Source organism: Bacillus sp. GMs2/2 (genome assembly GCF_050172095.1).
Lineage (GTDB): Bacteria > Bacillota > Bacilli > Bacillales > Bacillaceae_G > Bacillus_A > Bacillus_A cereus.
Genome location: NZ_JBNLYE010000040.1, coordinates 1 through 25,471, shown reverse-complemented (window position 1 = coordinate 25,471; position 25,471 = coordinate 1). Strand labels below are relative to the sequence as shown.

Here is a 25,471-nt window from a genome sequence, read left to right as displayed (position 1 = left end):
ATTAAATACACAAAGCTGACTATACATCTATACTTTTGTGTTTATTGAAAATATATCCATTAATAAAATTTACCGATTTATTCCTTCTTATTACTTTAAGACAGCATTAATTCTTTCAGCACTAAATAAAAAATGTTATTACTCCCATTAAATTGAGTAATAACATTCTACTTAACAAATTCGCTGCCAACTAGCATCCTTCACATCTTCACTAGTCGGTTTTCTAACTGATCCAATAAAGTGAAACTTTATATCCGCAACATGGACAGGTGTATTTCATTTTGTCACTCCATTATTAACTTGTTTTCCCATATATTCCGACTCACAAAGAATGTAACAGCACAAATCATAGTTATCCCCATGAAAAATGTATTAGAATCTTCATATGTAGTTGGAATGCCTACCGTTACGAAAACAATACTAAAAGCTAAAAATAGATATAATAATAAAGATATAATATAGCTTAGTTTAAATCGTAAAATGATACCTCTAAACAATAGCTCACCAAGTAGACAGCCACCTAAAATAATAGGTACTCCGAAATACAATGTAAGGACTCCCATTTGCGCAGTAGATTGAATTATCTTTCCAATTATGTTCGGCGAAACCAGCTCACTATCGTTTCCCATCCTATCATATAAATCAAGTGCTGTTGCTGAAATAAAGAAACTTAATATAGAAAATGAATACGGTATTAAAAATTTGCTCACTCTCATTCACCTCGCTTTTTTCTTTACATATATTATTCATTATTTCCTATCATTTTTACATAAAAAAATAACCCTCTATGATAAGACATAGAGGGAAGCATTTCTATATAAAAATCTATACCTTATCCTGAAGTGAATCCCGAAAATAGGACAAATATCAAAACACCTAAACCATTTGCTATCTGCTCCCTACATTCTTTAGGGTAGATAGTTTATATGTTTTATTAGAAAGTAGTGCCTTCTTTTTTATAATATTCTTTTGAAATCTCTTCATAAAATGCGGCTGATGTCGCGTAGAAATAAGGTGCTAACCATAAGAAACCGATTCCTACAGTAAGAATACTTAAAATGAACCAACCTAAGAAACTTAAGCATAGTAAAAAGTAATCCATTTTATGTCCATTCATCATATGACGACTCTCAGTAATCGCTTGATTCGCTGTATATTCTGGATGATCATTCAAAATAAAATATGTCATAGAATAAGAAAATGATTTAATAATACCTGGAATAATAAGAAGTAATGTCCATAGAGTCAAGTATACATACATTAGTAAATATGTTAAAAACGACTTTATCAACTTACTTCCATCGCTAAACCATCTAAATATATGACCAATGCGAGCATCAGTCCCACGAATTGCATTTAAAACAAGATAATAGGCACCTATTGTTAATGGACCAATAACAAGCATTACTATAATACTTACTGTAAGTGAATCACTTGCTTCTTCCCAACCCCAAAATATCGAGAAAATACCTGTTGTTAGCATTTCAACAGCTCCAATAAGGATTCCAATTAATAAGGTTGCCCCTACCGCTAATCCCCATCTTCCTTTTAATGCATCAAGTGCTTCTCTTTTCAACTGACTTATCATATATAACCTCCTAATACTATTTATATTTTAGTATACCATTTATATCAAAACCCCCATAGATTTCCCTTAAATAGAAGCTAATTACCTTTTTTCATATACTGTAGTTGTACTAATATATGGATTAAACCAATCTTTTCCCTATAACAAAAAAGCCTGCCTTTCATAATAGGCAAGCTTTCTCTGGTTAATTCTCACTTAACTTCTTCTTATACCAATCCTGCATTCTCTCCGCATCTTCTACTCTCGTATGCTCTATTTTGTAACTAGATGATGCACTCGAAAACTTATACGTACATAAATCCGCACGGCGCTGAAAATATGATTGTGTCTTCTCCATTGATTGGACGTGTCCTCTTCTAATAAGTCCTGTATATTTTCCGACGCTACGATAGACAAGTGTAATTTGTTCTCCGTTAACACTGTAGCCATTTGTTTTAAATGTTGCGTAGCCAAGTGTAAAGATAAGGATTGCGAGCGGTAGTAATGCCCACATGATGTAATACTTTTCAAAGTATATGCTTATTCCAGTAAGCGGGATTGCGAGCATAGCAAAAAAGATAAAACTATCAATGAGATAGCGGCGCAATGCTGCTTTTGGTAACGAAGTAATACTTGCATTCAGTTCGTATGGTAATTGTAAATGCGCGAGTAATTGTTGCACTCGATCTTTTCGAATGATAGGATGCAGTGTAACTTTTTCTTCTTTCCCTTCACTTTGAATGACTTCTACTTGCACAGCACAATAACCGAACGGTTGGCGTAAAATGCCTTCTTTTATCGTAATCCCTTGAATGCGGTGCAATTTTAGTACGAGTTCTTTTCTCTCCAGTAACCCTTGCGAAATACGGACTTCATCATTTTTTCGATTCACTGTGAAGTTACCGTGTTTTAACGCGTAGCCAATTGTAGATATCATCCAAGAAACGACAAGTAAAATAGCTACCATGTAAATCCAGCCATATATATCGTGGTCCATTACATATGACGTCACACTATTTTTTATCCATTTCGGAATATACTCATCTACTTGGTGATAAACGAAAAAGATTAAAGAGAACAATACTCCAAATTGACCAGATGTAACAGACGCTATTAAAATCTCTTTCCACGTTAACTTGTACTCTGTCGTTTGTTTTTCCTCTGTAACAATTGCTTTTTCTACTGTATTTTCTGCTGCTTCGTCTAACGTTTTTTCTGCTTTCACTTCTGGAGTTGGCTCATTTAGCAAAGTAATAAGCTCCGTCGCCTCTTCTACCGTAATTCCAGCTAAGCTAACTTCTGCTTCATCGCCCCCGCCAGCTGTTTCAATCTGAATTTTTTTCAAACCGAGCATTTGGTATAGTACGTTAGAACTTGTATTAATTGTTTGAACACGTTCTTTATTTAAGTAGCTCTCCTTTTTCACAAAGAGACCTTGTTTCACATGTAATACGTTATTTTCGACCCAGTATACTTTGTAATACCAGCCTACGATAGCTGAAATAATTGTGATCAACGCAAAACCAATAGGAACTAAATACCAAAATGGAAACTTTCCCCTTAAGCTAAAAAGAAAAATAATGAGTGGTATAAAATCTGTTATTTTTAATTCTAGTAACATCGTGATTGGATGCTGCCTCTTATACATCCTCATCACTCACTTTCGCTAATTCTGCGATTTTCGTTTTCAACATTTCAGCTTCATACATCGTTAAACCTGGGATGCTATGAGAAGTTGCTGCTGTTGAAATGTGTAATTCTGCTAATCCGTATTTTCTCATAATTGGCCCTTGTTCAATCGTAACGTGCTGCACACGAATCATCGGTACTAATACGCGCTTTACGACGAAAAGACCATGCTGAATTTCAAGTTCTTCTTCATTTAGTTGGTAGCTGTAATAACGTTGACGTAGTTTCGGAAACGTAAAGTAATCAAACGGTGTATATACAATTGTTAATCCGATGAGCACATAGAAAATCCAAGCCCACCAATTAAACTTAATCATAAAGAAAAGATATGCCAAAATGACTATAATACTGATTCCTAGCTCAATTAAAGAACGCGCTTTCCACACCTTGACCATGTCAGGGTGAATTTCATTTTTCAATGGATCCATGTAACCACTCCAAATCTAGTAATCTAATATATGAATACTCTCAATCTATATTTTACGTAACTTTACAGAAAATTGAAATTCAATCTTCTTTCTTCTCAGGAATAAAATATCCGAACCAAAGTAGCCAAATGAAACCGATTAACTTCATCCAATTTCCATCCGCTTGAAAAGCTTCAATCATACCTGGTATTTTATAAACCCCAATAAATCCAAGAAAACCGAGCCACCAGTTTTTTTGCATTTTCATCTTTACTCCTCCTTCATGACGTTTTTCACATTTCGAATCCAAATTTCTTTATACTTTAACTGGAATCCCATGAGCATATAGTTGCTCATATTATCAATCACGAGTGCTAGCGTATGAGCATTTTCTTCCGTTTCATGTTGTGACACTACGTCAAGTCTTGCGCCTTTCTTCAATAAATCGTGGAAACCATTTAAGAAATCTTCTTGTATTTCAAATAAGCGTTTCTGATACTTTTCATTTCGCGATGCAGTTACGATAAATTCATTGATAACGCGTAATATCCCTTCTTGCCCTTCATATTCAGAGAGCATATGTAAACCATCAGCAATTAACTTTTCTGCAAAGTTTTCTTTCGTATATTGCTCTTTATCGAAATAACTCACGAAATGATATCCAGAGAAAATTTCTTCAAATAAAAAATCGATTAACGCTTCTTTAGAAGAAAAATGATAATAAATAGCCGGTTTTGAAATACCTACCTCTTTCGCAATCATGGAAAGACTCATCTTCTCAATGCCGTGTTCTGCTATAAGTTTAAATGAAGCCTCTACAATGTTTTGCGATGTTTGTAAATTCTTCGTCATACTGTACCTCACTTATTTTTACTTACCGTTCGGTAAGTAAATTATAAAACAAAACGAAATGATTTTCAATTTGGTTAGCACTACAGAAGGTATTTATTGGAAAATATAGAAAGTTATAAAGTAAAAGCAACATATAAGAATAAGGAGGATATCATATGGGACTTGGTGGTAATGGCGGTAGTGGTGGTAATGGCGGCGGTGAAGCGGGACAAGCTGGTAAGAGCGGATTTTCATTAATCATTGTACTTTTTATCGTATTGATTATAGCTGGAATTAGCTATATCGGACTTAGCTTCTAAGAAAAGGCGTCCTACGTTACACATGTAGGACGCCTTGTTTTTAATCTCTATTCAGCAATCGCATACGATAACAATTCATCGTCACTTCTCCAAGCCTTTGCAGTAATTGATAGTTCGCATATGCGCCGACTGGGGCACCGATTACTGGTACGAGCTGAAGCATTTTCGCTAAATCAATATAGTCTCGGTACTCTGTTTGGAACTTTTCCCAGTCCATATGATTTTCTTTTTCTGTATCCCACGTTTCGATTGCTTTCCATATTTCTTTTCTGTGATCGTCACTTGAAAAGGCAAGTTGGAAAACGTGAAGGATAAAAAGACGCTCTTCTTGTTTACTCGTATCAAATCCGTACAATGTCGCTGCATCGAATAAAAATTTAATTTTAATTGTAAGTAAAAGCGGAAAGTCAGCAAGACCGAGGAGAATACCACCAGCTCCAGTCCCTGCTCCTTCTGCCGCTGCTATTTTTTTGTACTCATCCATTTTTTTACGAACTTCATCGTCACGTCTTTGCAGTGACCATGTCGTCTCTTTTAGCTTCGGCTTTATAAAGTTTGACCCGGCGCTAATCGTTTGCACCATCATACGAATCGTCTCTGTTAGTACCTTTTGTACTTTCGCTGGAATGAGCTGTTGCACCTTCGTCTGCACTTTTTTGGAGAACCGTGTCATCATAGAAGAATCTTTCATAAATGTAGCTTTCCACTGCTCCAATTCTTTTATAACCTTCTCTTCGTATGTAATCATAGGTTCATTCCTTTCAATTTAAACGCTCAATGCGCTTCGCCCCGTATTGGTAAACGAAACCGATACTAAATAATATGCTTACGATAAGTAAAATTCCTGTCATCATGAAATCTTTCGTTGCTAGTGCAAATATAACTGTAAAGATTACGCTTCCGATGATTAGAATCGCGTTTAATAAAGCAAGAAAATCTTTCTTCTTCTCTTCTCCCCCTACTGGATACAAATCAAGCCAAATTTTCATGCGATGATGTTTCCATAAAGTTAATAGCTGATAACCGATTAAGTATAGGAAGATAAGGCTTACGATAAATCGTCCATATAAAAATGGAATGAAGTAAAGAATTACTCCGCCAAGAGCGAGCAGACGCACATATAATCCAAAATAATTACCAGATCTTAAAAACGTTCTCGTATATAAGTATAAATATGTACGCTTTTCGCCTATCATCGACAGAATGAAATCTAGCCATTTTCTGCGGGCTACTCTTTCTTTTAATGCTGGTACATCAACGAACATGTTCGCAATGCGGTACAGTAGCATCATCTTCTTACCTTCTTCGGAAATTAAATACTCCCAGTTTAGTGGCTTTCCTTTGACCATTTGATGCATGATAGCAAGGTATAACACCATGAGAAGGACGATTCCACCAATGAAAAGAACTGAAGTACGTTCTACAAGGAAATATACAAATAAACCGTTTAGGATAAAACGAATAAACCAATCAGCCCTTTGTATATTTTGATCTGTTAAAAATGACTTTTCCCACGCTACAAATAAATTCCACGCTTTTACAATGACAAATGCGAGTACGATCCATATGCAGCCAGCTCCTGTTTGCTTCATTTGTTGGAAGTATAACGGAGCAAGCGCAGCTGCTACGATTGCGATTATGTATAACTGAATCATAAATGTAAAAAGAAATGCCTTTGTGAAGTAAGGTTTTAACTTTTCTTCAACTGGCAGTAAGTAAACGAGATCCGCTTCTTTTAATAACGTTTGAATGGATCCAGCCGTTAACACGAGTCCAATTAATACTGCCATTACGAGCGCAGTTGGAAACGAAGTTGTTAACGTTTGTAACCATTGCTGGTAATAATACGCTCCCGCACCGATGATGAACACGAAAATAAATTTCAAATGATCATTAAATACGTATTTACTATATGTATGAACTTCTTTTAGAAAGTGACGAAATCGTTCTTTCCATAACGCTGTGCTATTCATAATCTTCTTCCTTTGTTAGCGCGATGTAAATATCATCTAACGTTGCACCTGGCATATTAAACTGTGATTGCAGTTCAGATAGCGTTCCCTTCGCTCTTACTTCACCTTGATGCAAAATAATGAACGAATCACAATAACGCTCTGCCGTCGCTAAAATATGTGTGCTCATTAAAATACCGGCACCACTCTTTTTCATTTGGTCCATCATTTGAAGAAGGGATTGAATCGCTAACGGATCTAATCCAACGAAAGGTTCATCTACTATGTAAAGAGATGGCTCCACTAAAAATGCACTCATAATCATTACTTTTTGTTTCATTCCTTTTGAGAAATGAGATGGAAACCATTTTAAACGATTTTTCATACGAAACTCTTGTAGTAGTTGTCCTACACGTTCTTCATATTGTTTTTCATCAACGCCATACGCCATAGCTGTTAATTTCAAATGCTCTTCTAACGTTAATTCATCATATAATACTGGCGTTTCCGGAATGAATGAAAAGCTAGAACGGTACGCTGTCATATCATCACGAATTGTTTTCCCATTAATTGTGACAGTTCCTTTTTTCGGTTCCATTAAACCGATAATATGTTTAATCGTCGTACTTTTACCAGCTCCATTTAAACCGATTAAGCCGACAAGTTCGCCTTTATTAACAGAGAACGAAACGTCTTTTAATACAGGTCGTTTCGTATATCCTCCTGTAACATTTTCTACACGCAATAACTCGCTCATACGACACCACTTTCTTCATTAGTATTCATTCTATATTCATCTTACCAAAAATTATGCTGTACTACATAGTATCCATGTACTCAAAAAAAATTTTTAAATTTATTAGCATATATTTTTCCGAAAGCGGACATCATAATTATTGAAGAAGGAACACATTGAAAAAGCAACCACCAATTGATGAGTACAACAACATAGTGAAGTCATCATGAAATGGGGTGTCCAAGTTGGACAATGAAATTTACACATAACCAGATCATTTGTTTCATTTTCGAAACGGGGTGTCTCTGAAAGAGCATATACTGTTTTAAAAAATAAACAATTTCATTTTAAAAAAGATTGCAATTCATTTCACTTGAAAATGGGGTGTCTACGGCAGAAACTTTAGCCGATTTACCGTGCATTTCTTAAATAAATGAGGTGTCTGCGAAACGTAAATTACGATAATGCTTTTTCAATCCCTCTTCAGAAAACAGGAAGCTGAGTCAGCTTCCTGTTTTTCGTGTTTGTTCTCTTATGTAATTATGGTAAAATACGGCTAAGGATATTTGAAAGGATGAGATCAATGAATCATACAGCAGACAATTGTATTTTTTGTAAAATCATTGACGGGCAAATCCCTTGCTCAAAAGTATACGAAGATGAACATGTGCTTGCATTTTTAGATATTAGTCAAGTAACAAAAGGACATACTCTTGTTATTCCGAAAGTTCACAAACAAGACATTTTTGCGTTAACGCCAGAAATCGCATCACACATTTTTTCTGTCGTTCCAAAAATCGCAAATGCGATTAAAGCAGAGTTTAATCCAGTTGGCTTTAACCTACTTAACAATAACGGTGAAAAAGCTGGACAAACTGTGTTCCACTTCCACCTTCATTTAATTCCACGCTACGGTGAAAAAGATGGTTTCGGTGCTGTTTGGAAATCACATCAAAATGAATACACTATGGAAAATTTACAAAACATCGCAAGTACAATTGCAAATAGTGTGAAATAATGACACTATAAGAAGGCGTAATACATAACAAGCCACTTCCCTGAAGTCATCAAATTCCGCATGGCTTGTTTCTTTACTTAAAATGCTCAGGGATGATTGTTTGTGCATAGCACATATAAGAAAGATATGCATATTTTTCCCATCATGAATACGAACAAAAAATAAGGAGGTCTCCTTTTATGTCAAAAGCTAAATCCTTTATTACAGGTGTTATTTGCGGCGGAGCAGTTGCTGGACTAGCTGTTCTTTTCTCAACTCCTTCTTCTGGTAAAGACATGCGCGGCAAGTTAAAAGAAAAAGGAAATGATATTAAAAAGACTTTAGCTGATATTACAGCTGATACGAAATTATTAAAGCGTCAAATTGTTGAAACTGCTTCAGAAGGTAAAGAAGTGTTTCAAGAATTAAAAGATGACATGCAAGACACGCTTTCTAACTGGAAGCAAGATATTTCTCAAAACAAGCGCCATATTGAGAAAGAAATTTTGGACATCCAAAAGTCAATTGAGAAACTACAAGAAGCTGTTCCAGAAAAAGCGTAAACAAATTCCTGCTTAGTTTTTTGCATATAACAAATATTTTTTATATAAATTGACCTTGACACGGCATATCGTATAGATATGCCGTGTTTTTATGCATTTACAATATATGTTATCACTTAACATGTAAGGACAACGTATGTATTCACGACTCATAAAACGCTTCCATAGTTATGCATGATTTGTATAGAATGTCATTTTTCCGAAAAATTTTCACAATTCTCACAAAAAGACTTTATTAATTTTTATTTTACTGGCATAATAGATAGTAATGAAAAAAGAATGTTAAAGTGGGTGAGTAAATGAAAAGTGGAGAAAAAGATTACTCGGTAAAAGAAGCGATGATTTTCAGCCAACGCATTGCTCAATTATCGAAAGCGTTATGGAAATGTGTAGAGAAAGATTGGCAGCAGTGGATTAAACCTTACGATTTAAATATTAATGAACATCATATTTTAACAATCGCTTATCATTTAAAAGGGGCTTCTATTTCTGAGATTGCTAAGTTTGGAGTTATGCACGTATCAACGGCGTTTAACTTCTCTAAAAAGCTGGAAGAACGCGGCTATCTTGTATTCTCAAAAAAGGAAGATGATAAACGAAATACGTACATTGAAATTACAGACAAAGGGGAAGAATTACTACTTCGCTTAATGGAGGAGTATGATCCTGAAAATAATTCAGTGTTTAATGGGGCTCTTGCACTTCGTAATTTTTATGGGAAGTTCCCAGAAAATATCGAACTGATTGCAATCCTGCGTAACATTTACGGACAAGACTTTATCGATATTTTTGAGAAATCATTAGAAGATATTGAAGAGAACTTTACAGAATCCGATCAAAAGTTAGTTAAGAAATAATCTATTTATTTTTTCGCAATCATGCTTAAGAATTCATTCATAAGCGGCTTAAATAAACCTTGTTTTGCTAGCGCTTCCGCAGTTTCGTGTACTTCGAGCTGATGTGGAAGCGCTTTTTCAAATTGATCTAACAGCGCATCGAACAAAAGAAGCCCTTCTGTTTTCTCCACTACATATTGCTCGTTCAGTTTTTCACAAAGATTTAATATACGTTCAATATCTTTTTTACGAGCTTTTTTCTTTATGATCAAAGAATAAAATGGACACTTCTCTTCATCAATCATTTTAAATAATAAGTCTACATAGTATTCAGCTTGTTCTAATCTTCTAACAACGTCCATTTTCTCCCTCACTTTCTAACACAAAGTCTTCTATTTCTGAATTTTGTAACACGAACAAAATATCGTGTGATACAATATATGTATATGTATTTTAGCCAAAAGGAGGTCTCGCCTCATGACACTTATAACAGTTGTTTTTGTCGCATTCGCACTTCTTGTTATATTTTACACGAATTTCATGACACATACACTGTGTGAACGAAAACAAATAGCTGCGAGCCGCCAGCCCAGTGTCTTTCGGGTTATTAATGTATGTATAACAATTTTATTAATTTCTAATTATATAGAAATTATATTTCATGGAAAGTGAGGAAGGAAAGCCCCTTCCTCACTTTTTTCCTCTATAAGCAAATTATACCTACAATAACCAATAAAATAAACAGTACAAGTAATAAAATAAGTTGAGAATTCATCCCCATCCCCTCCTCTATTCTGTATATGCGGCATGCGCCCAATATGGCACACTTTCAAAATCTGACACGTGCTGGTTAATTTTTCTTTATCAATATGAAAACGGTTCGAAATATGATATATTAAATTTTGTACATATTGCTTATACTATAGAACAAAACATTCATCAAAACTTTATCCTCAGCCACGGTAAGCCCTGTTAAGCGCGCTTTACCAATATAAAAAAGCAAAAGTATCAGTGAGACTTAATCGGGCTCTTATGAATGAAAATTCATCGGTGTAGGATAAATTAAAAATACATAATAGTAGGAGTGTTTATCGAATGAAGAAAGCTATGCTTGCCTTAGCCGCAACAAGTGTAATCGCATTATCAGCATGTGGAACATCATCATCAGACAAAATTGTTACATCTAAAGCTGGTGACATTACAAAAGAAGAATTCTACGATCAAATGAAGACACAAGCTGGTAAACAAGTACTAAACAACATGGTTATGGAAAAAGTACTTATTAACAACTACAAAATTGAAGACAAAGATGTAGACAAAAAGTACGATGAAATGAAAAAACAATTCGGTGATCAATTCGATACACTATTGAAACAACCAGGTGTTACAGAAAAAACGTTAAAAAATAATGTACGTGCTCAATTAGCTCAAGAAAAAGCGATTGAACAAGCAATTACCGATAAAGATGTAAAAGCAAAATTCGAGGATTATAAAAAAGAAATTAAAGCAAGTCATATCCTTGTAAAAGATGAAGAAACTGCTAAAAAAGTGAAAGATGAACTTGCTCAAGGTAAATCTTTCGAAGAATTAGCAAAACAATACTCTGAAGATACAGGCTCAAAAGAAAAAGGTGGCGACTTAGGATTCTTCGGACCAGGGAAAATGGTAAAAGAATTTGAAGAAGCAGCTCAAAAGTTGAAAAAAGGTGAAGTAAGCGAACCTGTAAAAACACAATTCGGTTACCATATCATCAAAGTAACTGATAATCACGCAGATGCAAATTTCGATAAAGCAAAAGCTGATATTAAAAAATCACTAGCTCAAGAAAAAGTACAAGATGCACAATTCATGAACGATCTTATGATGAAAGAAATCAAAAAAGCTGACGTAAAAGTTGACGATAAAGATTTAAAAGATCTTTTCGAAGAGCCAAAAGCTGACGCTAAAAAAGACGAAAAGAAATAATGAAGTAAAAAAAGCTTGGGCTTCGGCCCAAGCTTTTTTTATCCCCTCTTCTCCCGGTAGTTATATCTAGATTCGGTAAATGAAATTATATCGGCGATTTTCAAAATATATCAGCGCAACTCCAATTATATCAGCGATTTTCGAAATATATCGACTTACCGACAAAAAACGACAACAAGCGTGACTCCCTCTTCAAACACAAAAAAAACCTTGATCCACGCCACGTAGAACCAAGGTTTATCTTATTATCATTGATTAAATGAAAAAACTATGTTAAATTAGAACAGAAACACGTTTTACAAAACAAAAGGAACGTATTTATCCGTATCTTAATTGTACACCAAAACACATCTTCAGTCAACCTCTATTTTTCACTTTTAAAGGAGTGCTTACCGTATGAACAAAAAACTTGATCTAGAGCAAAAAAGATTGGATACCGTAATTGAAACAATTACGGAGCAAATTGATAAACTGGAAAACGAAACTGGCAGACGCCGAGCAGAAGTAATCAATATTCGTAAACACTTTTGGGATGACGTGAAAGTGAATACTGATACTTTCGATGATTATCTTGAAACAGTTATCAACTTAAGACAACAAGCTCAGTCACTAGCTGTCACACAAATTACCCATAAGCACACCTTTAATCGACTTGCCGCATTAAGACGTATGCATAAAGCACCTTATTTCGGACGAATTGATTTCAAAGAAGAAGGAGAATCTACCGCGGATCAAATTTATATCGGCGTCGCTACACTTACTGATGCAAGCGGAGAAAACTTCCTTATATATGACTGGCGCGCACCTATTTCGAGTGTGTACTATGATTATCCACCAGGACCTGCTGAATACAGTACACCAGGCGGCGTAATCCACGGTAATGTGGAGAAAAAATTACAATACATTATTCAAAATGGCGAGATTGATTCTATGTTCGATACGAGCCTTACAATTGGTGATGAAATCTTGCAACAAGCGCTTGGAAAAGGCACGAACAAACATATGCAAAGCATCGTTGCTACGATTCAGCGCGAGCAAAATGAAATTATCCGTCACGATGAAGGCCGACTCCTTATCGTGCAAGGAGCCGCTGGTAGTGGTAAAACATCAGCTGCATTGCAACGAATCGCCTACTTACTATATAAATATCGCGAATGGCTAAAAGCAGATCAAATTATTCTCTTCTCTCCTAACTCTATGTTCAATAGCTACGTTTCTAACGTACTACCTGAACTCGGTGAAGAAAATATGCAGCAAGTTACATTCCAAGAATATTTAAATCATAGACTAAGTAAGTCATTTGAAGTTGAAGATCCTTATGAGCAATTGGAATATATGTTAACTGAAACGAATAGCCCTACCTATAAAACGAGAAATGCGAGCATCCGATTTAAAGCATCCACTCAATTTTTCGAGATGATTAGAGCGTACAGACAATCTCTTGAATCTTCAGGCATGCTATTTAGAGGAATGAAATTTAGAGGAAAACTGATTGTTTCTGCGAAAGAAATTACAGAACAATTTTACAATACCGACTCCTCCCTCCGCTTCCATAGTCGAATTGAGAAGTTAACGGATTGGCTAAATAAGCAAATAGATGCACTTGAAAAAGCAGAACTGAAAAAGCCTTGGGTAGAAGAAGAAATTGAATTACTTAGTAAAGATGAATACCAAAAAGCTTATAAATATTTGCAGAAAAAAGGAGAGTTTGACGACAACTCCTTTAATGATTTTGAAAAAGAAACGAGAGTACTTGGACGTATGATTGTCCGTAAAAAATTGAAGCCACTGCGTAAAGGCGTTCAAACATTACGCTTTATCAATTTCACAGGTATATATAAACAACTCTTCACAGATGCATCATGGGTTACTGAGAAAAAACCGAAAGAGTGGGATGACATTTGCTCCTTAACAATAAACATGCTTGATGAAGGAAAACTATATTACGAGGATGCGACTCCATTCTTACTTTTAAAAGAATTAATTGAAGGCTTCCAAACGAACAGATCGATTAAACACGTACTCGTAGACGAAGCGCAAGATTATTCTCCGTTTCAGTTCGAGTTTTTAAAACGTCTCTTCCCTGCCGCAAGAATGACAGTACTCGGCGACTTTAACCAAGCGATATTTGCTCATGCGAGTGAAACGGTTAATTTCGATACACTTACAAATTTATACGGTCCAGACGAAACAAACGGCATTAACTTAACTCGTAGCTATCGCTCAACAAAACCGATTATTGAATTTACACGTGCTCTCGTACCGGAAGGCAAGAACATTCACGCCTTTGAACGTGACGGCGAGAAACCTACAGTGACGAAAGTATCGAATGTCAAAGAACTGCACGAACGTATTACTGCCAAAGTTGCTGAACTACAAAAAGAGCAGCACAATACGATCGCAATTATATGTAAATCTGCAGCTGAAAGCGCAGCTGCATACGAAGCACTTAATCATATCGATAATATTAAACTCGTGAAGAGTAACTCAGCCGAGTATGAGCAAGGCATTGTCGTAATCCCTGCTTACTTAGCGAAAGGTATTGAATTTGATGCTGTTATTATTTACAATGCTTCTAAAGATGTGTACAACGATGAGAGCGTTCGTAGATTGTTCTACACTGCTTGCACACGCGCAATGCATGAATTGCAACTTTATAGCGTTGGCGAGGTTAGTCCTTTTGTGCTTGGGGCTGATTCGGAGAGTTTTGAGCTTATTACACCTTGATGACAATCAAGGTGTTTCTTTTTTTGCAGGACTTACACCTTTAAAGTAGAATATATCATTTTAGAAAAAAGCAAGGAGTGAAACAATGAACTATTATTTTATTGCTATTTATGACGGCGAGTTTCCTACCGAAAAATTACATACTATTTTACAATCTAATCACACTTTTACTAACTTAAACGTCCGCACCATTTCAATCTCCTCACCAAGACCTTTCACATTATTAGTTGGCGAAGAACACGATACACTCACAACTGGATTCACAGACAAATACCACTTATTCACGAAAGAGTTGCAAACACTCGAGCAGCAAGAAAAGTACTACTATGTATACGATTATAAAATTAGAAAGAACATCGAGAATCCAATCCAAAAATGCTTTCCATTCGCACAAATCCATATAAGTGTTACGAAATTCCATCAAATGATTCAAAAAGTAAAAAACTTAAAACGACCTGTATTTGCAGGTTATAACATCGTCTCTCATGATACAGACATACTTACGATTGATGTACTTCTTTCTTCACCTTTATTGGATCCTAACACTTCCGAAAAAGACGCGGAAGAATACGCCTATTTACACCAGCTAGCTGAATCAATTTCTCGTTCTGAATTATGTATTTCTATTAAAGAGAGTGCACTTATTTAAACACGAAAAGAGGGTTATTTATCATAACCCTCTACATACTATCTATTTATGTTTTTGAAACAAAACGTACTAAGTGTGCTAGTGTAAAAAATACAGATTGCGATGTCCATACCGTTTTTTTATGAATATTTATTTACTTCTTGTCCCCTGACACTAATGTTCTGCTTAAAAACAGGAATTTTCATCCATATATCTTGTTCCCTATTTTAAAACATAATACAATTAAAATGTAACTTAATAAGCTATAACTAGTAGGTGTGGCAATCATCTCTTCCATTTTGAAAAAAGGGGGGAGGTGATAATATAATCGCGATGTTTATAATTAAATTAGTGTATGGTATCCTAACCGGAGCTGGCGTTGTCATCGGTAGAAGATACGTCGGTCCGTGGCTAATTTCTGTATACAAAAAAGCGAGAACCACCCTGCTTCGTGGAAAAGGTAAGGGCGGTTCTCGGCTAAAACGTTAATGTAATTGTCTTATAACCGCACCTACTACCACCACAATAGCAAGTTAGGTTACACAAGGCAGAAGTTTCTCAGGCTTCTGTCTTTTTTATTTTATGCAAAATTCACACTACATACTCTATCATTATTGTAACACATTTTATTTATTTTTAGTCAAGAGAAAAACTACCTAAAGGGCTCCCCTTCAGATAGTTCTCTATTTTACGCTAACGCAGCTAGACTTTTTCAAGTTCAGCTGTGCCGCTCTCATCATTTATAGCACCAATAAAGACGGATTATGTACCCGCTTCATAACAGTATGAGTAAACAAGGAACAACACCTATTACGAATATAAAAAATCCTCTCACTATATAGCACCTATGTTTTCAGCAATACTCTATTACCATCAAACTAAATTTGTATAATTTAAACTACAGAATAGCAAGCTAATTTTCAAATATCTTCTTGCACATTATCCTAAATTTATTATCTATTTGTATCATGCTTATAAATAAAAGATATCCTACCGACGCACCGAGCATATTTATAGCAATCCGCCACACATCAAAAACATCAGACAAAGTTAGTAAATGTAATATCTCCCAAACAAGAAAGGTCATAACATACCACTTACGAGCTTTCTTATAGTTAGTCACTTTATTAATCAGCACTGGAACGAAAAATCCAAATGGAACTACTAATATTATATGTTGTAAAACACTTAACCAATAAGTTGAGTTTCCCCAAGGACCTGGATGTGCAATAAAATCTTTAACTTGCCAAAGTGTTATTCCAAAAAGTTGTAATAACGTTTCTAAATCAGATATATGTAAAAATTGCTGCCAAAATTCAATGGGATGATAGACAGTCCCACCTGTCAAACTGCGAACAGAGTCAAATGTAGAAGTTGAAATAAACGTTCCTAAAAAGACAATAAAACAAATGATTATATAAGGAATACATAAAATTTTTGATAATACCTTTAATGGTCTAGGAACTTCGTATACCGATTTATTAATCTCTACGCCAATAACTTTTGATTCTCCAAAACTTTGAATCGCTTTATAAATCGCTTCTTTTTCATTCATACCTTGTTCCATATATTCTTCTTTCAAGCTGTTCAAGTGATCATACATTTCTAGAAATAACTCATCCTGTTCAATATCACTAAGTTCTGAATAGGCTAAAATAGACTTAATATACTCATCAAATTCACTCATAAATAACTCCTTTCTGACAAGCTTGAATTAATGCTGTTACACTCTCCCAAGAATTCATTTTCTTCTGTAATTCTTTTTTCCCTTTATCTGTAATAGTATAGAATTTCCTTTTCATCCCATTCTCAGATTCATTCCAATAAGATTCAAGAAACTCCTTTTTCTCTAATCTCTTTAAAGCAGGATACAAAGTTCCCTGCCCCATACTATACAAATCTTCACTTGCATCCTTTAAACTTTGAGCTATTTCATATCCATATGTATCACGTTTTGCAATGATAGAAAGTAATAAAATATCTATACTTCCCTTCAAGATTTCTTTGTCCAACAATACCACCACCTTATATACATCGTATAACAACATATGTCGTTATGCAATATAGTTAGAAGAATATTCCATAAAAAAAGAACCATCTAAAGGCTCCCCTTCAGGTGGTTCTCTATTTTATGCTAACGCAGCTGCCTGTTCTTGTTGATCTACAGGAATTACAGCGTCTGTTAATGCTTTTTCTAGTTCTGCTGTATATTTCATTTGTTCTTCTTTGCTCCAGCCTAGTTTCGCAGCCATGTAGTTGATTACTGCTTCTTTCCACTCGTATACCCAGTGGATGTTGAAGAATACAGCGCCTCTGCGGCGTACGAAGAAGTCAACTGGTTTTGCTGTCATTTCATAATCCATTGCGTATACAAGTGGGATTAGAACGTCAAGCGGCATGTTGTATTCTTTCGCTTCGTCTTTATGTTTTTTCGCTAAGTCAAATAGTACGTCAACGTTAGAACCGTAGAATTTCGCGAATTCTTCTGCTTGTGCTGTTGTTAAACCATATTTCGTACCTTCGCCAGCTTTTTTCGCAACGAATGCTGGGAATCCGTGTGAACCATCTACATGTCCACCAGAGATTGGCATATGTTTCGTGTCGCTCTTCGGATATGCGCTATGACCTTCTTTTTGTAGTAAGTTCGTTACGTAGTCTACTACCATTTCAGCCATTTTGCGGTATCCTGTTAATTTACCACCTGCGATTGTAATTAAACCAGATTCAGAAGTCCAAATTTCGTCTTTACGAGAAATTTCAGATGCACTCTTACCCTCTTCATAAATTAACGGACGTACACCAGCCCAGCTTGATTCAATGTCTTTCTCTGTAATTTTCACGCTTGGGAACATGTAGTTAATCGCATTAATGATGTATGTGCGATCTTCTGTTGTCATTTGTGGTACAGCTGCGTCTTTATCGTAGAACGTATCTGTTGTACCTACATAAGTTTTTCCGCCGCGAGGAATCGCGAACACCATACGTTTATCTGGTGTATCGAAGTAAATCGCTTGACCTAATGGGAAACGTTTTTGGTCAATTACTAAGTGAACACCTTTTGATAACTGAAGTACTTTTCCTTTTTTCGAGTTATCTTTTTCACGAAGTGTATCTACCCAAGGGCCAGCTGCGTTTACAATTTTCTTACCGTAAACTTCGTATACTTCTCCGTCTAGTAAATCGATTACACGTACACCGCATACTTTTCCATCTTTATATAAGAAACTGTCTACTTTTGCGTAGTTAACAGCTTTTGCGCCGTGCTCAATTGCTTCTTTCATTACTTCAATTGTAAGACGCGCATCATCTGTACGATATTCTACGTAGTAACCGCCGCCTTTTAATCCTTCTTTTTTTACAAGAGGCTCTTTGTTTAATGTTTCTTCACGGTTAAACATCTTTCTGCGCTCGCTTCGTTTTACACCTGCTAAGAAGTCGTATACACGAAGACCAATTGATGTACTAAATGATCCGAACGTACCGCCTGTATGGAACGGAAGCAACATCCACTCTGGTGTTGTTACATGGGGACCGTTCTCATATACGATCGCACGCTCTTTACCCACCTCTGCTACCATTTTCACTTCAAGTTGTTTTAAATAACGTAGACCACCGTGTACAAGTTTCGTTGAACGACTTGATGTACCTGCTGCAAAGTCCTGCATTTCAAACACAATTGTTGATAACCCGCGTGTTGCTCCATCTAATGCAATACCAGAACCAGTAATACCTCCACCAATTACGATCACATCTAACTCTTGTTTATTTACTCCGTTTAATACGTCTTTACGTTGTTTACTTGAAAATTTCATGGTAATTCCTCCCTTTGATAACGAAAAAAGAGACCACAAACTCCGCTATAGATTTCGCCTCTATAGCGCGTTGTGGTCTCTCCAAATCTCCTACCGAATTATTAACTTGTCACCATTATAACACTGTTTATGATTATTTGAAAGCTTTTGTTGCTTCAATTGCTTTTTTCCATCCAGCATATAGCTCTTCGCTTGTTTTCGCTTCCATCGTTGGTTCAAAGCGTTTGTCCATATGCCACTGTTCTTTAATTTCATCTTGGTTTTTCCAATATCCAACCGCAAGACCAGCTAAGTATGCTGCACCTAGAGCCGTTGTTTCGTTGATCACTGGACGCTCTACAGGAACATCTAAAATATCACTTTGGAACTTCATTAAGAAGTTATTTTTAACTGCTCCGCCATCAACGCGTAATGTTTTCAGTTCAATACCTGAATCTGCTTCCATTGCGCATAATACATCTTTCGTTTGGTAAGCTAAAGATTCTAGCGTTGCACGAATGAAGTGCTCTTTCGTCGTACCGCGTGTTACACCAAACATAGCGCCGCGTACTTCACTATCCCAATAAGGTGTTCCTAGTCCAACGAATGCTGGTACAACGTATACACCATCAGTTGATTCAACGCGACTCGCATACACTTCACTCTCACTTGCATCTTTAAACATACGCATTCCGTCACGTAACCACTGAATTGCAGAACCTGCTACGAAAATACTTCCTTCTAATGCGTAGTTTACTTTACCATCTATTCCCCATGCAATTGTTGTTAATAGACCATGCTCAGAAGCTACTGCTTTTTCACCTGTGTTCATTAACATGAAGCAACCAGTTCCGTAAGTATTTTTCGCCATACCTTCACCGAAACAAGCTTGTCCAAATAATGCTGCTTGTTGGTCACCAGCTACACCTGCAATCGGTACATTTTGGCCGAAGAAGTGGTAATCAATTGTTTCTCCGTAAATTTCAGATGATGGACGTACTTCTGGAAGCATGCTCTTTGGTACTGTTAACATTTCTAGAAGCTCATCATCCCACTGTAAGTCGTGAATGTTAAACATTAACGTACGTGATGCGTTTGAGTAATCTGTTACGTGTGCTTTACCACCAGATAGTTTCCATACAAGCCACGAATCAATTGTTCCGAATAATAGATCGCCGTTTTCTGCTTTTTCTCTTGCACCTTCAACGTTATCTAAAATCCATTTTACTTTCGTACCAGAGAAGTATGCATCAATTAAAAGACCTGTTTTTTCGCGAACCATTTCGCTATAACCTTTTTCTTTTAACTCATCACAAATTTCAGCTGTTTGGCGAGATTGCCATACGATTGCGTTGTAAATTGGTTTACTAGTTGTTTTATCCCAGACAACCGTTGTTTCACGTTGGTTCGTAATACCGATACCTGCGATTTGTTCTGGTTTTACATCTGCTTCGCTTAAGCAAGTTGCGATAACTGCTAAAATAGATCCCCAAATTTCTTGTGCATTATGCTCTACCCAGCCCGGCTTTGGAAAATGTTGTGTAAACTCTTTTTGAGCTGAATGAACAATTTCACCTTTTTTATTGAATAAAATTGCGCGTGAGCTTGTTGTTCCTTGGTCTAATGAAAGAATATATTTTTTCATATCGGTTTCCCCCTTATGCTACTTTTCTACTATTTGTATTGCTTCCACTTTTTTTACTTGTCATATAAGAGATTGCTAGTACAATCACAGTTGCGATAATCACATAAATAAGTGCTGAATTTTGTTTTCCTTCAAATACAACTTGATGGAATAAACCTGCAAGTGATCCACCTAAAATTGGACCAACTACTGGAATCCATGCATACTTCCAGTTTGAACCGCCTTTTCCTGCAATCGGAAGGAAGAAGTGTGCGATACGCGGACCTAAATCACGTGCTGGGTTAATTGCGTATCCTGTTGTCCCACCTAATGATAAACCAATACTTACAATTAAGAAACCTACGATAAATGGATTTAATCCATCTGCAAATTTATTTGCACCAATTGCTAATATACCAAATACTAAAACGAATGTTCCAATCATTTCACTTAAAAGGTTTGCAAATGTGTTCGGAATTGCTGGACCTGTTGCAAATACACCTAACTTTGTTCCTGGATCTTCTGTTTCTTTCCAGTGTGGTAAGTAATGTAAATATACGATAACTGCCCCGATAATTGCCCCAATCATTTGTGCTGCGATATAACCAGGTACGTCACTCCATGGGAACGCTCCCTTAAATGCTAATCCTATTGTTAAAGCTGGATTCAAATGTGCCCCACTAATTGATCCAACCGCATACGCTGCAACCGCTACTGCTAAGCCCCAGCCCATTGTAATAACAATCCAACCTGAATCTTTCGCAAACGATTTCTTTAAACTTACACCAGCACAAACGCCGCCACCAAGTACGATTAACAACGCAGTCCCTATTAACTCTCCTAAAAATGCTGACATAGTATCCCTCCACAATCAATTTAAACGCTTCCAAATGTGATAGAGGTAAAATGAATGGCCATTCGTTTTTGTAAAAAGAAAAAGACCCACAGCTTGCACGCTTCTATATAAATTTATATAGAAACAATGAAATGTGGATCTCTACTTTTCTCCGTCACGTTTATTAACTTGTCTATAATGTTAACCGTAAATGAAAGCGGTGTCAACGAAAAAATTCACATTTTCGTCACTTTTTTTGGTAATGTTTCCATAGTTCGCGTTTTGATGTCGTAATTGCTGTCGCACCAGCGTTTAAAGCTCTTTCCACATCTTCTACAGTACGAATAAAACCACCTGCTAAAATCGGTACACCAGTACGCTCTTTCACTTCAGCGATAACGTCCGTTAATGCTCCAGGAAGTACCTCAATATAATCCGGTTTCGTCTTATCTAAAAGATTGCAGCTCTTCTCCATCGCACTCGAATCGATTAAAAAGATGCGTTGTATTGCCACAACACCTTTTTGCTTCGCCTTCATAATAACGCTCGCCTTTGTTGAAAGTAACCCGTACGGTCTAAACTCCTGACATAAATATTCCGTCGCATGCCCATCACTCTGCAAACCATGAATTAAATCCACATGTAAAAACACCTTTTTACAATATTGCTTCGCAAGCGATATAACACTCTTCAATTGGCCGACATGAATATCTAAAATAACAATATATTCATACGAACTATGTAATAGCTTTTCCAAATCTTTAATTTGCCTCACTGCCGGCAAAATCTTCTGTTCATGAAATTCCATTCTCTATATCCCCTTCTTTATGTCATCCTATCCTTTATAGTACACAATTTAAGTGAAAAGAACAGCTAGTGTAGGGGATTTCTTTCAAATCTTTCCTCTATCTATATATTTTCTTCAACTTATCCGATCCCATACCACCTATAATCATGAATGCAAGGGGTAAAAGATTCATTACATATGGCGCATCTGCTACAATTGTAATACTTGCTCCAGCAAACTTATTTAGCATCCATACAACGATTTTTGCAATAAACAAAAATACTCCTATCATAAATAGACTATCAAAAAACACCTTCCATTTTGGATACGCCAATTGCTTACTATCTTCAATTACTTTCTGCGTCAATTCTTCATCACCCCTTAGCAATTCATCAATTGTAATACCGAACAGGTCACTTAAATGAATAATAATTTCAATGCTCAGATAGTTCTTTCCCGCCTCCCATTTCAAAACAGATTGCCTACTCACATGAAGTTTTTCAGCCAAATCATTTTGCGACCAATCTCTTTTAAACGCTCACTCAAAATCATACTGTGTTTATCGCCTCTCTATGCCCATTATGTTCAAATAAATGATGAAGAGTAAAGCTAGTTATCGTTGCATTTCCTGCGCAACTTATGCGTTACAGCTTATAATGGCGCTCTTTTATATGTATCTTCCCTATACTATGCTCCAATAATAATTTCCCGAACAATAATACAAGGGACGGATATTAATAAAGTGAAACTTTAATCAGCCCTCACTAATCGGGCTTTTACGGACAGCCCGCCCCCCCACCTAACTTCTTTGATTCCGCTGAATTTTGAGGTGGGGTCTTACTGCCCGGCAAATAGCGGGATAAAGACTAGATTAGGCATAAAAAATACGCCATCCCTTCTTATCAGTCTCCAGAAAGAATAACGCAAATTTTCATTTTTACTCATCATTTTTCGGACTATATGAAAACCCCGGATATTTCACAACAGGCCTCTTCTCCTTACGCAGGGAATCCATTACTTGCGGGCCAACATGTATATTACTCTCCACTATTTCTTTAGGAGTCAGTGCCATCCATTGATTTAACGATACATCTTCAAAACGATTACTTCTGAACATCTCTAAAAACCATAATGTTTCGGTACCTGTATTTTGAATATAATGCCCCGTCGCAAACGGTACATATCCGACATCGCCAGCTCTATAATCAAATGTACGAGCGGTACCATTTCCAAGAAACACAGTCATTCTCGCTTCCCCTGTCAAATAATATTGCCATTCATCATTATTCGGGTGCCAATGAAGTTCTCTCATTCCACCAGGCTCAACCTCAACGAGCGCTGCTGCGATTGTTTTGGAAATAGGGAAATTTGTAGAATCTACAATTCGAACGCTACCACCAGGCGTCTTAATCGGCTTTTGTTTTAACAATTCATGTTTAAATGTTAAAGGAACTTCTCCTTTCGGTGATTGAATTTCCTGACTTTCAAGCGAACCTGGCACCTCTCCTTGATAAATATAAACTTGATTTGAAGGGATAGAACGAAAAGCACTCTCAGGTACTCCGAAATTAGCCGACAACACTTCTTTTGGCGTATGCGCAAACCAATCAGAAATAGCTAAAGTAGATAAATCAGAAAAATGCCCATCATCGAAAACGAGTAGAAATTCACAATGTTCCAATCCTTGAATGGAATGCGGAATACCAGGCGGAAAATACCAAAGATCACCTGGTCCAACATCAGCAATAAAATTACGCCCATTTTGATCAACAGCCGTTATGCGCGCCCGTCCTAAAAGCATATACGCCCATTCCGCTTCTTTATGCCAATGTAGTTCTCGTACTCCACCGGCCGTTAAACTCATATTTACTCCCGCAATCGTCGTCGAAACCGGTAGTTCCCGAGCAGTAATCTCCCGAGACCACCCGCCTTGTTTCAAAATCATAGAAGTGTCCGAAAATGAAAACTTCAAGTTAGGAACTAACCCTGCATCGGTTATAGGCGGAACAAGCATATTCGGATTTTGAATATCCCGCATAACATTACGAGGTCCAGAATCAATCGCACCTGCTCCGTCGCTGCGGATTGGTTGTGGCACATTCCCTCCCGCTTCATTAACAGTACGTTTCTTCATGATTACACTCCTTTTTCATCCGATTAGTAAGTAAAAAGCCTCCATCATAGTGTATGAATTGGGCTTTAGATGGTTACAGTTACTATGGAGTTACATCATCTGCCTATCATTATCGTTTTGTTCATTTCTCAACTTATACTAGTATGCTTAGCGCTTAGGAAGACAAAAAATAAACTAGAACTAACAAAAAACCCTGTAAAATTTATTACAGAGTTTTTCACCAATTATTTATTGTTTTACATATCGAATACGAACATTATCGTCCATTTGATAAATTTGTAATGTGTTCCCATAACTAATTCCTAACTCTTCACTTGCACCAACTGTACTTACAAATACCCCTTTAAATACTTTATTTTTAGTTGGTTTTACTACCGATACTCTTCGCTGCCTCTTCAAACAGTTTCGAACCTTCTTGTGCTTTACTTACTGATTGATGCATTTTACTTTCGTCTTCTTGATCTAATGCATCAAAGAGAAGTTGAAAACAATCCGCATATAGTTCCATCGACTGCTTTATCTTCGCCTGTTCTCCCTGTAACTCTGGAGGCGCTTGTAGATTCTTCAGCTTTGTAGCAGTTGCCTTTGCTCCACCTAAACTCAGTTGTACTTCACTTTTCTTTTGTTTGTATGATTTTACGTCTGAATCTGCTATTCCTTCAATTAATTTCATTGTATCTTCAATTTGAGTAGCACTATTTATGATATCTGCCTTGTACCTTTCAACATCTGAACCAGTTACCTTACCAGTTGAAAAACTAGAAGAAGTTGAATTATTTGAAGAAGAACTTGGTTGACTACTTGATGAACTACTGTTTGTACCTTCACCTTTCGCTACAGATAAGCTATCCTCTTTCTTGCTATCAGTTGACTTACTCTCTTTTTCAGAAGTCTTATTCTCTTTCTCTACCTTTTGCGTTTCTTCTTTCTTTGGCTCAGCTTTCTTACCATCAGTTTCAATTGTAATACAACCACTCAATAACATAACTGGTAACGCTAAACTTACTAATTTCTTTGCTTTCATGATTACTAATACCCCTTTATTTGTAAAATGTAGTGCAAACAAGTTAATATACTTAACT

Annotated in this window: 28 protein-coding genes and 1 pseudogene; 9 read left to right on the top strand and 20 right to left on the bottom strand. The window is 36.3% G+C overall.

Annotation, left to right across the window (positions count from 1 at the left end; translation table 11 throughout):
* Window positions 1–284 precede the first annotated feature (284 nt).
* The 6 genes from ACQGS6_RS08710 to ACQGS6_RS08685 all read right to left on the bottom strand — a co-directional run bounded on the left by ACQGS6_RS08710 (window position 285) and on the right by ACQGS6_RS08685 (window position 4,515).
* A complete protein-coding gene (locus tag ACQGS6_RS08710) occupies window positions 285–710 on the bottom strand; it encodes a hypothetical protein (protein ID WP_002098741.1) in 426 nt (141 codons plus the stop codon).
* 224 nt (window positions 711–934) lie between these two features.
* On the bottom strand, window positions 935–1,588 hold the full coding sequence (locus tag ACQGS6_RS08705; RefSeq protein ID WP_000625397.1) for a DUF975 family protein: 654 nt from the start codon (window positions 1,586–1,588) through the stop codon (window positions 935–937).
* A gap of 184 nt (window positions 1,589–1,772) precedes the next feature.
* Window positions 1,773–3,215 carry a PH domain-containing protein gene (locus ACQGS6_RS08700; RefSeq protein ID WP_074625382.1) on the bottom strand — a complete coding sequence of 481 codons (1,443 nt, stop codon included), beginning with the start codon at window positions 3,213–3,215 and terminating at the stop codon, window positions 1,773–1,775.
* A complete protein-coding gene (locus ACQGS6_RS08695; protein ID WP_000371346.1) occupies window positions 3,208–3,684 on the bottom strand; it encodes a PH domain-containing protein in 477 nt (158 codons plus the stop codon). Before ACQGS6_RS08695 ends, ACQGS6_RS08700 begins: the two co-directional genes overlap by 8 nt.
* A 79-nt stretch (window positions 3,685–3,763) precedes the next feature.
* Entirely contained in the window at window positions 3,764–3,931 is a 168-nt protein-coding gene (locus ACQGS6_RS08690; protein WP_000783813.1) for a hypothetical protein, read from the bottom strand.
* A 2-nt stretch (window positions 3,932–3,933) separates the two neighbouring features.
* A complete protein-coding gene (locus ACQGS6_RS08685; protein ID WP_000164826.1) occupies window positions 3,934–4,515 on the bottom strand; it encodes a TetR/AcrR family transcriptional regulator in 582 nt (193 codons plus the stop codon).
* A 155-nt stretch (window positions 4,516–4,670) separates the two neighbouring features.
* Here ACQGS6_RS08685 and ACQGS6_RS08680 point away from each other — a divergent pair, with 155 nt between their 5' ends.
* The gene (locus ACQGS6_RS08680; RefSeq protein ID WP_000522758.1) at window positions 4,671–4,814 is read left to right on the top strand and encodes a YjcZ family sporulation protein; all 144 of its coding nucleotides are present in this window, start codon (window positions 4,671–4,673) and stop codon (window positions 4,812–4,814) included.
* 40 nt (window positions 4,815–4,854) lie between these two features.
* On the opposite strand, the gene ecsC is transcribed toward ACQGS6_RS08680, so the two are convergent.
* From ecsC to ecsA, 3 genes are read right to left on the bottom strand one after another with little or no spacing between them, the layout of a single operon-like run.
* A complete protein-coding gene (gene ecsC, locus ACQGS6_RS08675) occupies window positions 4,855–5,562 on the bottom strand; it encodes an ecs operon protein EcsC (protein ID WP_000634142.1) in 708 nt (235 codons plus the stop codon).
* 13 nt (window positions 5,563–5,575) lie between these two features.
* On the bottom strand, window positions 5,576–6,787 hold the full coding sequence (gene ecsB / locus ACQGS6_RS08670; RefSeq protein ID WP_426965034.1) for an ABC transporter permease EcsB: 1,212 nt from the start codon (window positions 6,785–6,787) through the stop codon (window positions 5,576–5,578).
* On the bottom strand, window positions 6,780–7,523 hold the full coding sequence (gene ecsA, locus ACQGS6_RS08665) for an ABC transporter ATP-binding protein EcsA (RefSeq protein WP_001292603.1): 744 nt from the start codon (window positions 7,521–7,523) through the stop codon (window positions 6,780–6,782). The genes ecsB and ecsA overlap by 8 nt, the downstream gene beginning before the upstream one ends.
* Window positions 7,524–8,085: 562 nt before the next feature.
* Here ecsA and ACQGS6_RS08660 point away from each other — a divergent pair.
* The 3 genes from ACQGS6_RS08660 to ACQGS6_RS08650 all read left to right on the top strand — a co-directional run bounded on the left by ACQGS6_RS08660 (window position 8,086) and on the right by ACQGS6_RS08650 (window position 9,919).
* Entirely contained in the window at window positions 8,086–8,520 is a 435-nt protein-coding gene (locus ACQGS6_RS08660; RefSeq protein ID WP_001016835.1) for an HIT family protein, read from the top strand.
* 179 nt (window positions 8,521–8,699) lie between these two features.
* Window positions 8,700–9,062 (top strand): YtxH domain-containing protein, encoded by a 363-nt coding sequence (locus ACQGS6_RS08655; protein WP_000030302.1) that lies wholly within the window; start codon window positions 8,700–8,702, stop codon window positions 9,060–9,062.
* 299 nt (window positions 9,063–9,361) lie between these two features.
* Window positions 9,362–9,919: an HTH-type transcriptional regulator Hpr gene (locus tag ACQGS6_RS08650; protein WP_000834924.1), complete on the top strand. Its 558-nt coding sequence runs from the start codon at window positions 9,362–9,364 to the stop codon at window positions 9,917–9,919.
* Window positions 9,920–9,924: 5 nt separating this feature from the next.
* Here ACQGS6_RS08650 and ACQGS6_RS08645 read toward each other — a convergent pair whose 3' ends face one another.
* Window positions 9,925–10,260, bottom strand: a complete 336-nt coding sequence (locus tag ACQGS6_RS08645) for a DUF1878 family protein (protein WP_000383658.1) — start codon at window positions 10,258–10,260, stop codon at window positions 9,925–9,927.
* A gap of 115 nt (window positions 10,261–10,375) precedes the next feature.
* Between ACQGS6_RS08645 and ACQGS6_RS08640 the strand changes: the two genes are divergently transcribed.
* From ACQGS6_RS08640 to ACQGS6_RS08620, 5 genes are all read left to right on the top strand, one after another.
* Window positions 10,376–10,570, top strand: coding sequence for a hypothetical protein (locus ACQGS6_RS08640; RefSeq protein ID WP_426965033.1), 195 nt, complete (start codon window positions 10,376–10,378; stop codon window positions 10,568–10,570).
* 423 nt (window positions 10,571–10,993) lie between these two features.
* Window positions 10,994–11,863, top strand: coding sequence for a peptidylprolyl isomerase PrsA (prsA, locus tag ACQGS6_RS08635; RefSeq protein WP_074624884.1), 870 nt, complete (start codon window positions 10,994–10,996; stop codon window positions 11,861–11,863).
* 396 nt (window positions 11,864–12,259) lie between these two features.
* A complete protein-coding gene (gene helD / locus ACQGS6_RS08630; protein ID WP_001035442.1) occupies window positions 12,260–14,590 on the top strand; it encodes an RNA polymerase recycling motor HelD in 2,331 nt (776 codons plus the stop codon).
* Between the two features lie 85 nt (window positions 14,591–14,675).
* Complete coding sequence (locus ACQGS6_RS08625; protein ID WP_001110341.1) at window positions 14,676–15,239, top strand: hypothetical protein; 564 nt, start codon at window positions 14,676–14,678, stop codon at window positions 15,237–15,239.
* 312 nt (window positions 15,240–15,551) lie between these two features.
* Window positions 15,552–15,707 carry a hypothetical protein gene (locus ACQGS6_RS08620; RefSeq protein WP_000469930.1) on the top strand — a complete coding sequence of 52 codons (156 nt, stop codon included), beginning with the start codon at window positions 15,552–15,554 and terminating at the stop codon, window positions 15,705–15,707.
* A gap of 424 nt (window positions 15,708–16,131) precedes the next feature.
* On the opposite strand, the gene ACQGS6_RS08615 is transcribed toward ACQGS6_RS08620, so the two are convergent.
* From ACQGS6_RS08615 to ACQGS6_RS08570, 10 genes and pseudogenes are all read right to left on the bottom strand, one after another.
* Entirely contained in the window at window positions 16,132–16,905 is a 774-nt protein-coding gene (locus ACQGS6_RS08615; protein ID WP_025966972.1) for a VanZ family protein, read from the bottom strand.
* Window positions 16,898–17,230 carry a PadR family transcriptional regulator gene (locus ACQGS6_RS08610; RefSeq protein ID WP_000356629.1) on the bottom strand — a complete coding sequence of 111 codons (333 nt, stop codon included), beginning with the start codon at window positions 17,228–17,230 and terminating at the stop codon, window positions 16,898–16,900. The genes ACQGS6_RS08615 and ACQGS6_RS08610 overlap by 8 nt, the downstream gene beginning before the upstream one ends.
* 117 nt (window positions 17,231–17,347) lie before the next feature.
* A complete protein-coding gene (glpD, locus tag ACQGS6_RS08605; protein WP_000672831.1) occupies window positions 17,348–19,030 on the bottom strand; it encodes an aerobic glycerol-3-phosphate dehydrogenase in 1,683 nt (560 codons plus the stop codon).
* A gap of 133 nt (window positions 19,031–19,163) precedes the next feature.
* Complete coding sequence (glpK, locus tag ACQGS6_RS08600) at window positions 19,164–20,654, bottom strand: glycerol kinase GlpK (RefSeq protein WP_000760011.1); 1,491 nt, start codon at window positions 20,652–20,654, stop codon at window positions 19,164–19,166.
* Between the two features lie 13 nt (window positions 20,655–20,667).
* Window positions 20,668–21,489: a glycerol uptake facilitator protein GlpF gene (gene glpF, locus ACQGS6_RS08595; RefSeq protein WP_001272195.1), complete on the bottom strand. Its 822-nt coding sequence runs from the start codon at window positions 21,487–21,489 to the stop codon at window positions 20,668–20,670.
* A 226-nt stretch (window positions 21,490–21,715) separates the two neighbouring features.
* Window positions 21,716–22,276: a glycerol uptake operon antiterminator GlpP gene (glpP, locus tag ACQGS6_RS08590; RefSeq protein WP_000394285.1), complete on the bottom strand. Its 561-nt coding sequence runs from the start codon at window positions 22,274–22,276 to the stop codon at window positions 21,716–21,718.
* Window positions 22,277–22,373: 97 nt separating this feature from the next.
* Window positions 22,374–22,787, bottom strand: a pseudogene (locus tag ACQGS6_RS08585) (helix-turn-helix domain-containing protein); the annotation flags it as partial.
* Between the two features lie 405 nt (window positions 22,788–23,192).
* Window positions 23,193–24,389 (bottom strand): oxalate decarboxylase family bicupin, encoded by a 1,197-nt coding sequence (locus ACQGS6_RS08580; RefSeq protein ID WP_426965031.1) that lies wholly within the window; start codon window positions 24,387–24,389, stop codon window positions 23,193–23,195.
* Between the two features lie 228 nt (window positions 24,390–24,617).
* Complete coding sequence (locus ACQGS6_RS08575; protein WP_162841976.1) at window positions 24,618–24,788, bottom strand: hypothetical protein; 171 nt, start codon at window positions 24,786–24,788, stop codon at window positions 24,618–24,620.
* Window positions 24,748–25,413 (bottom strand): DUF7018 domain-containing (lipo)protein, encoded by a 666-nt coding sequence (locus tag ACQGS6_RS08570; protein WP_000644834.1) that lies wholly within the window; start codon window positions 25,411–25,413, stop codon window positions 24,748–24,750. Before ACQGS6_RS08570 ends, ACQGS6_RS08575 begins: the two co-directional genes overlap by 41 nt.
* Window positions 25,414–25,471 lie beyond the last annotated feature (58 nt).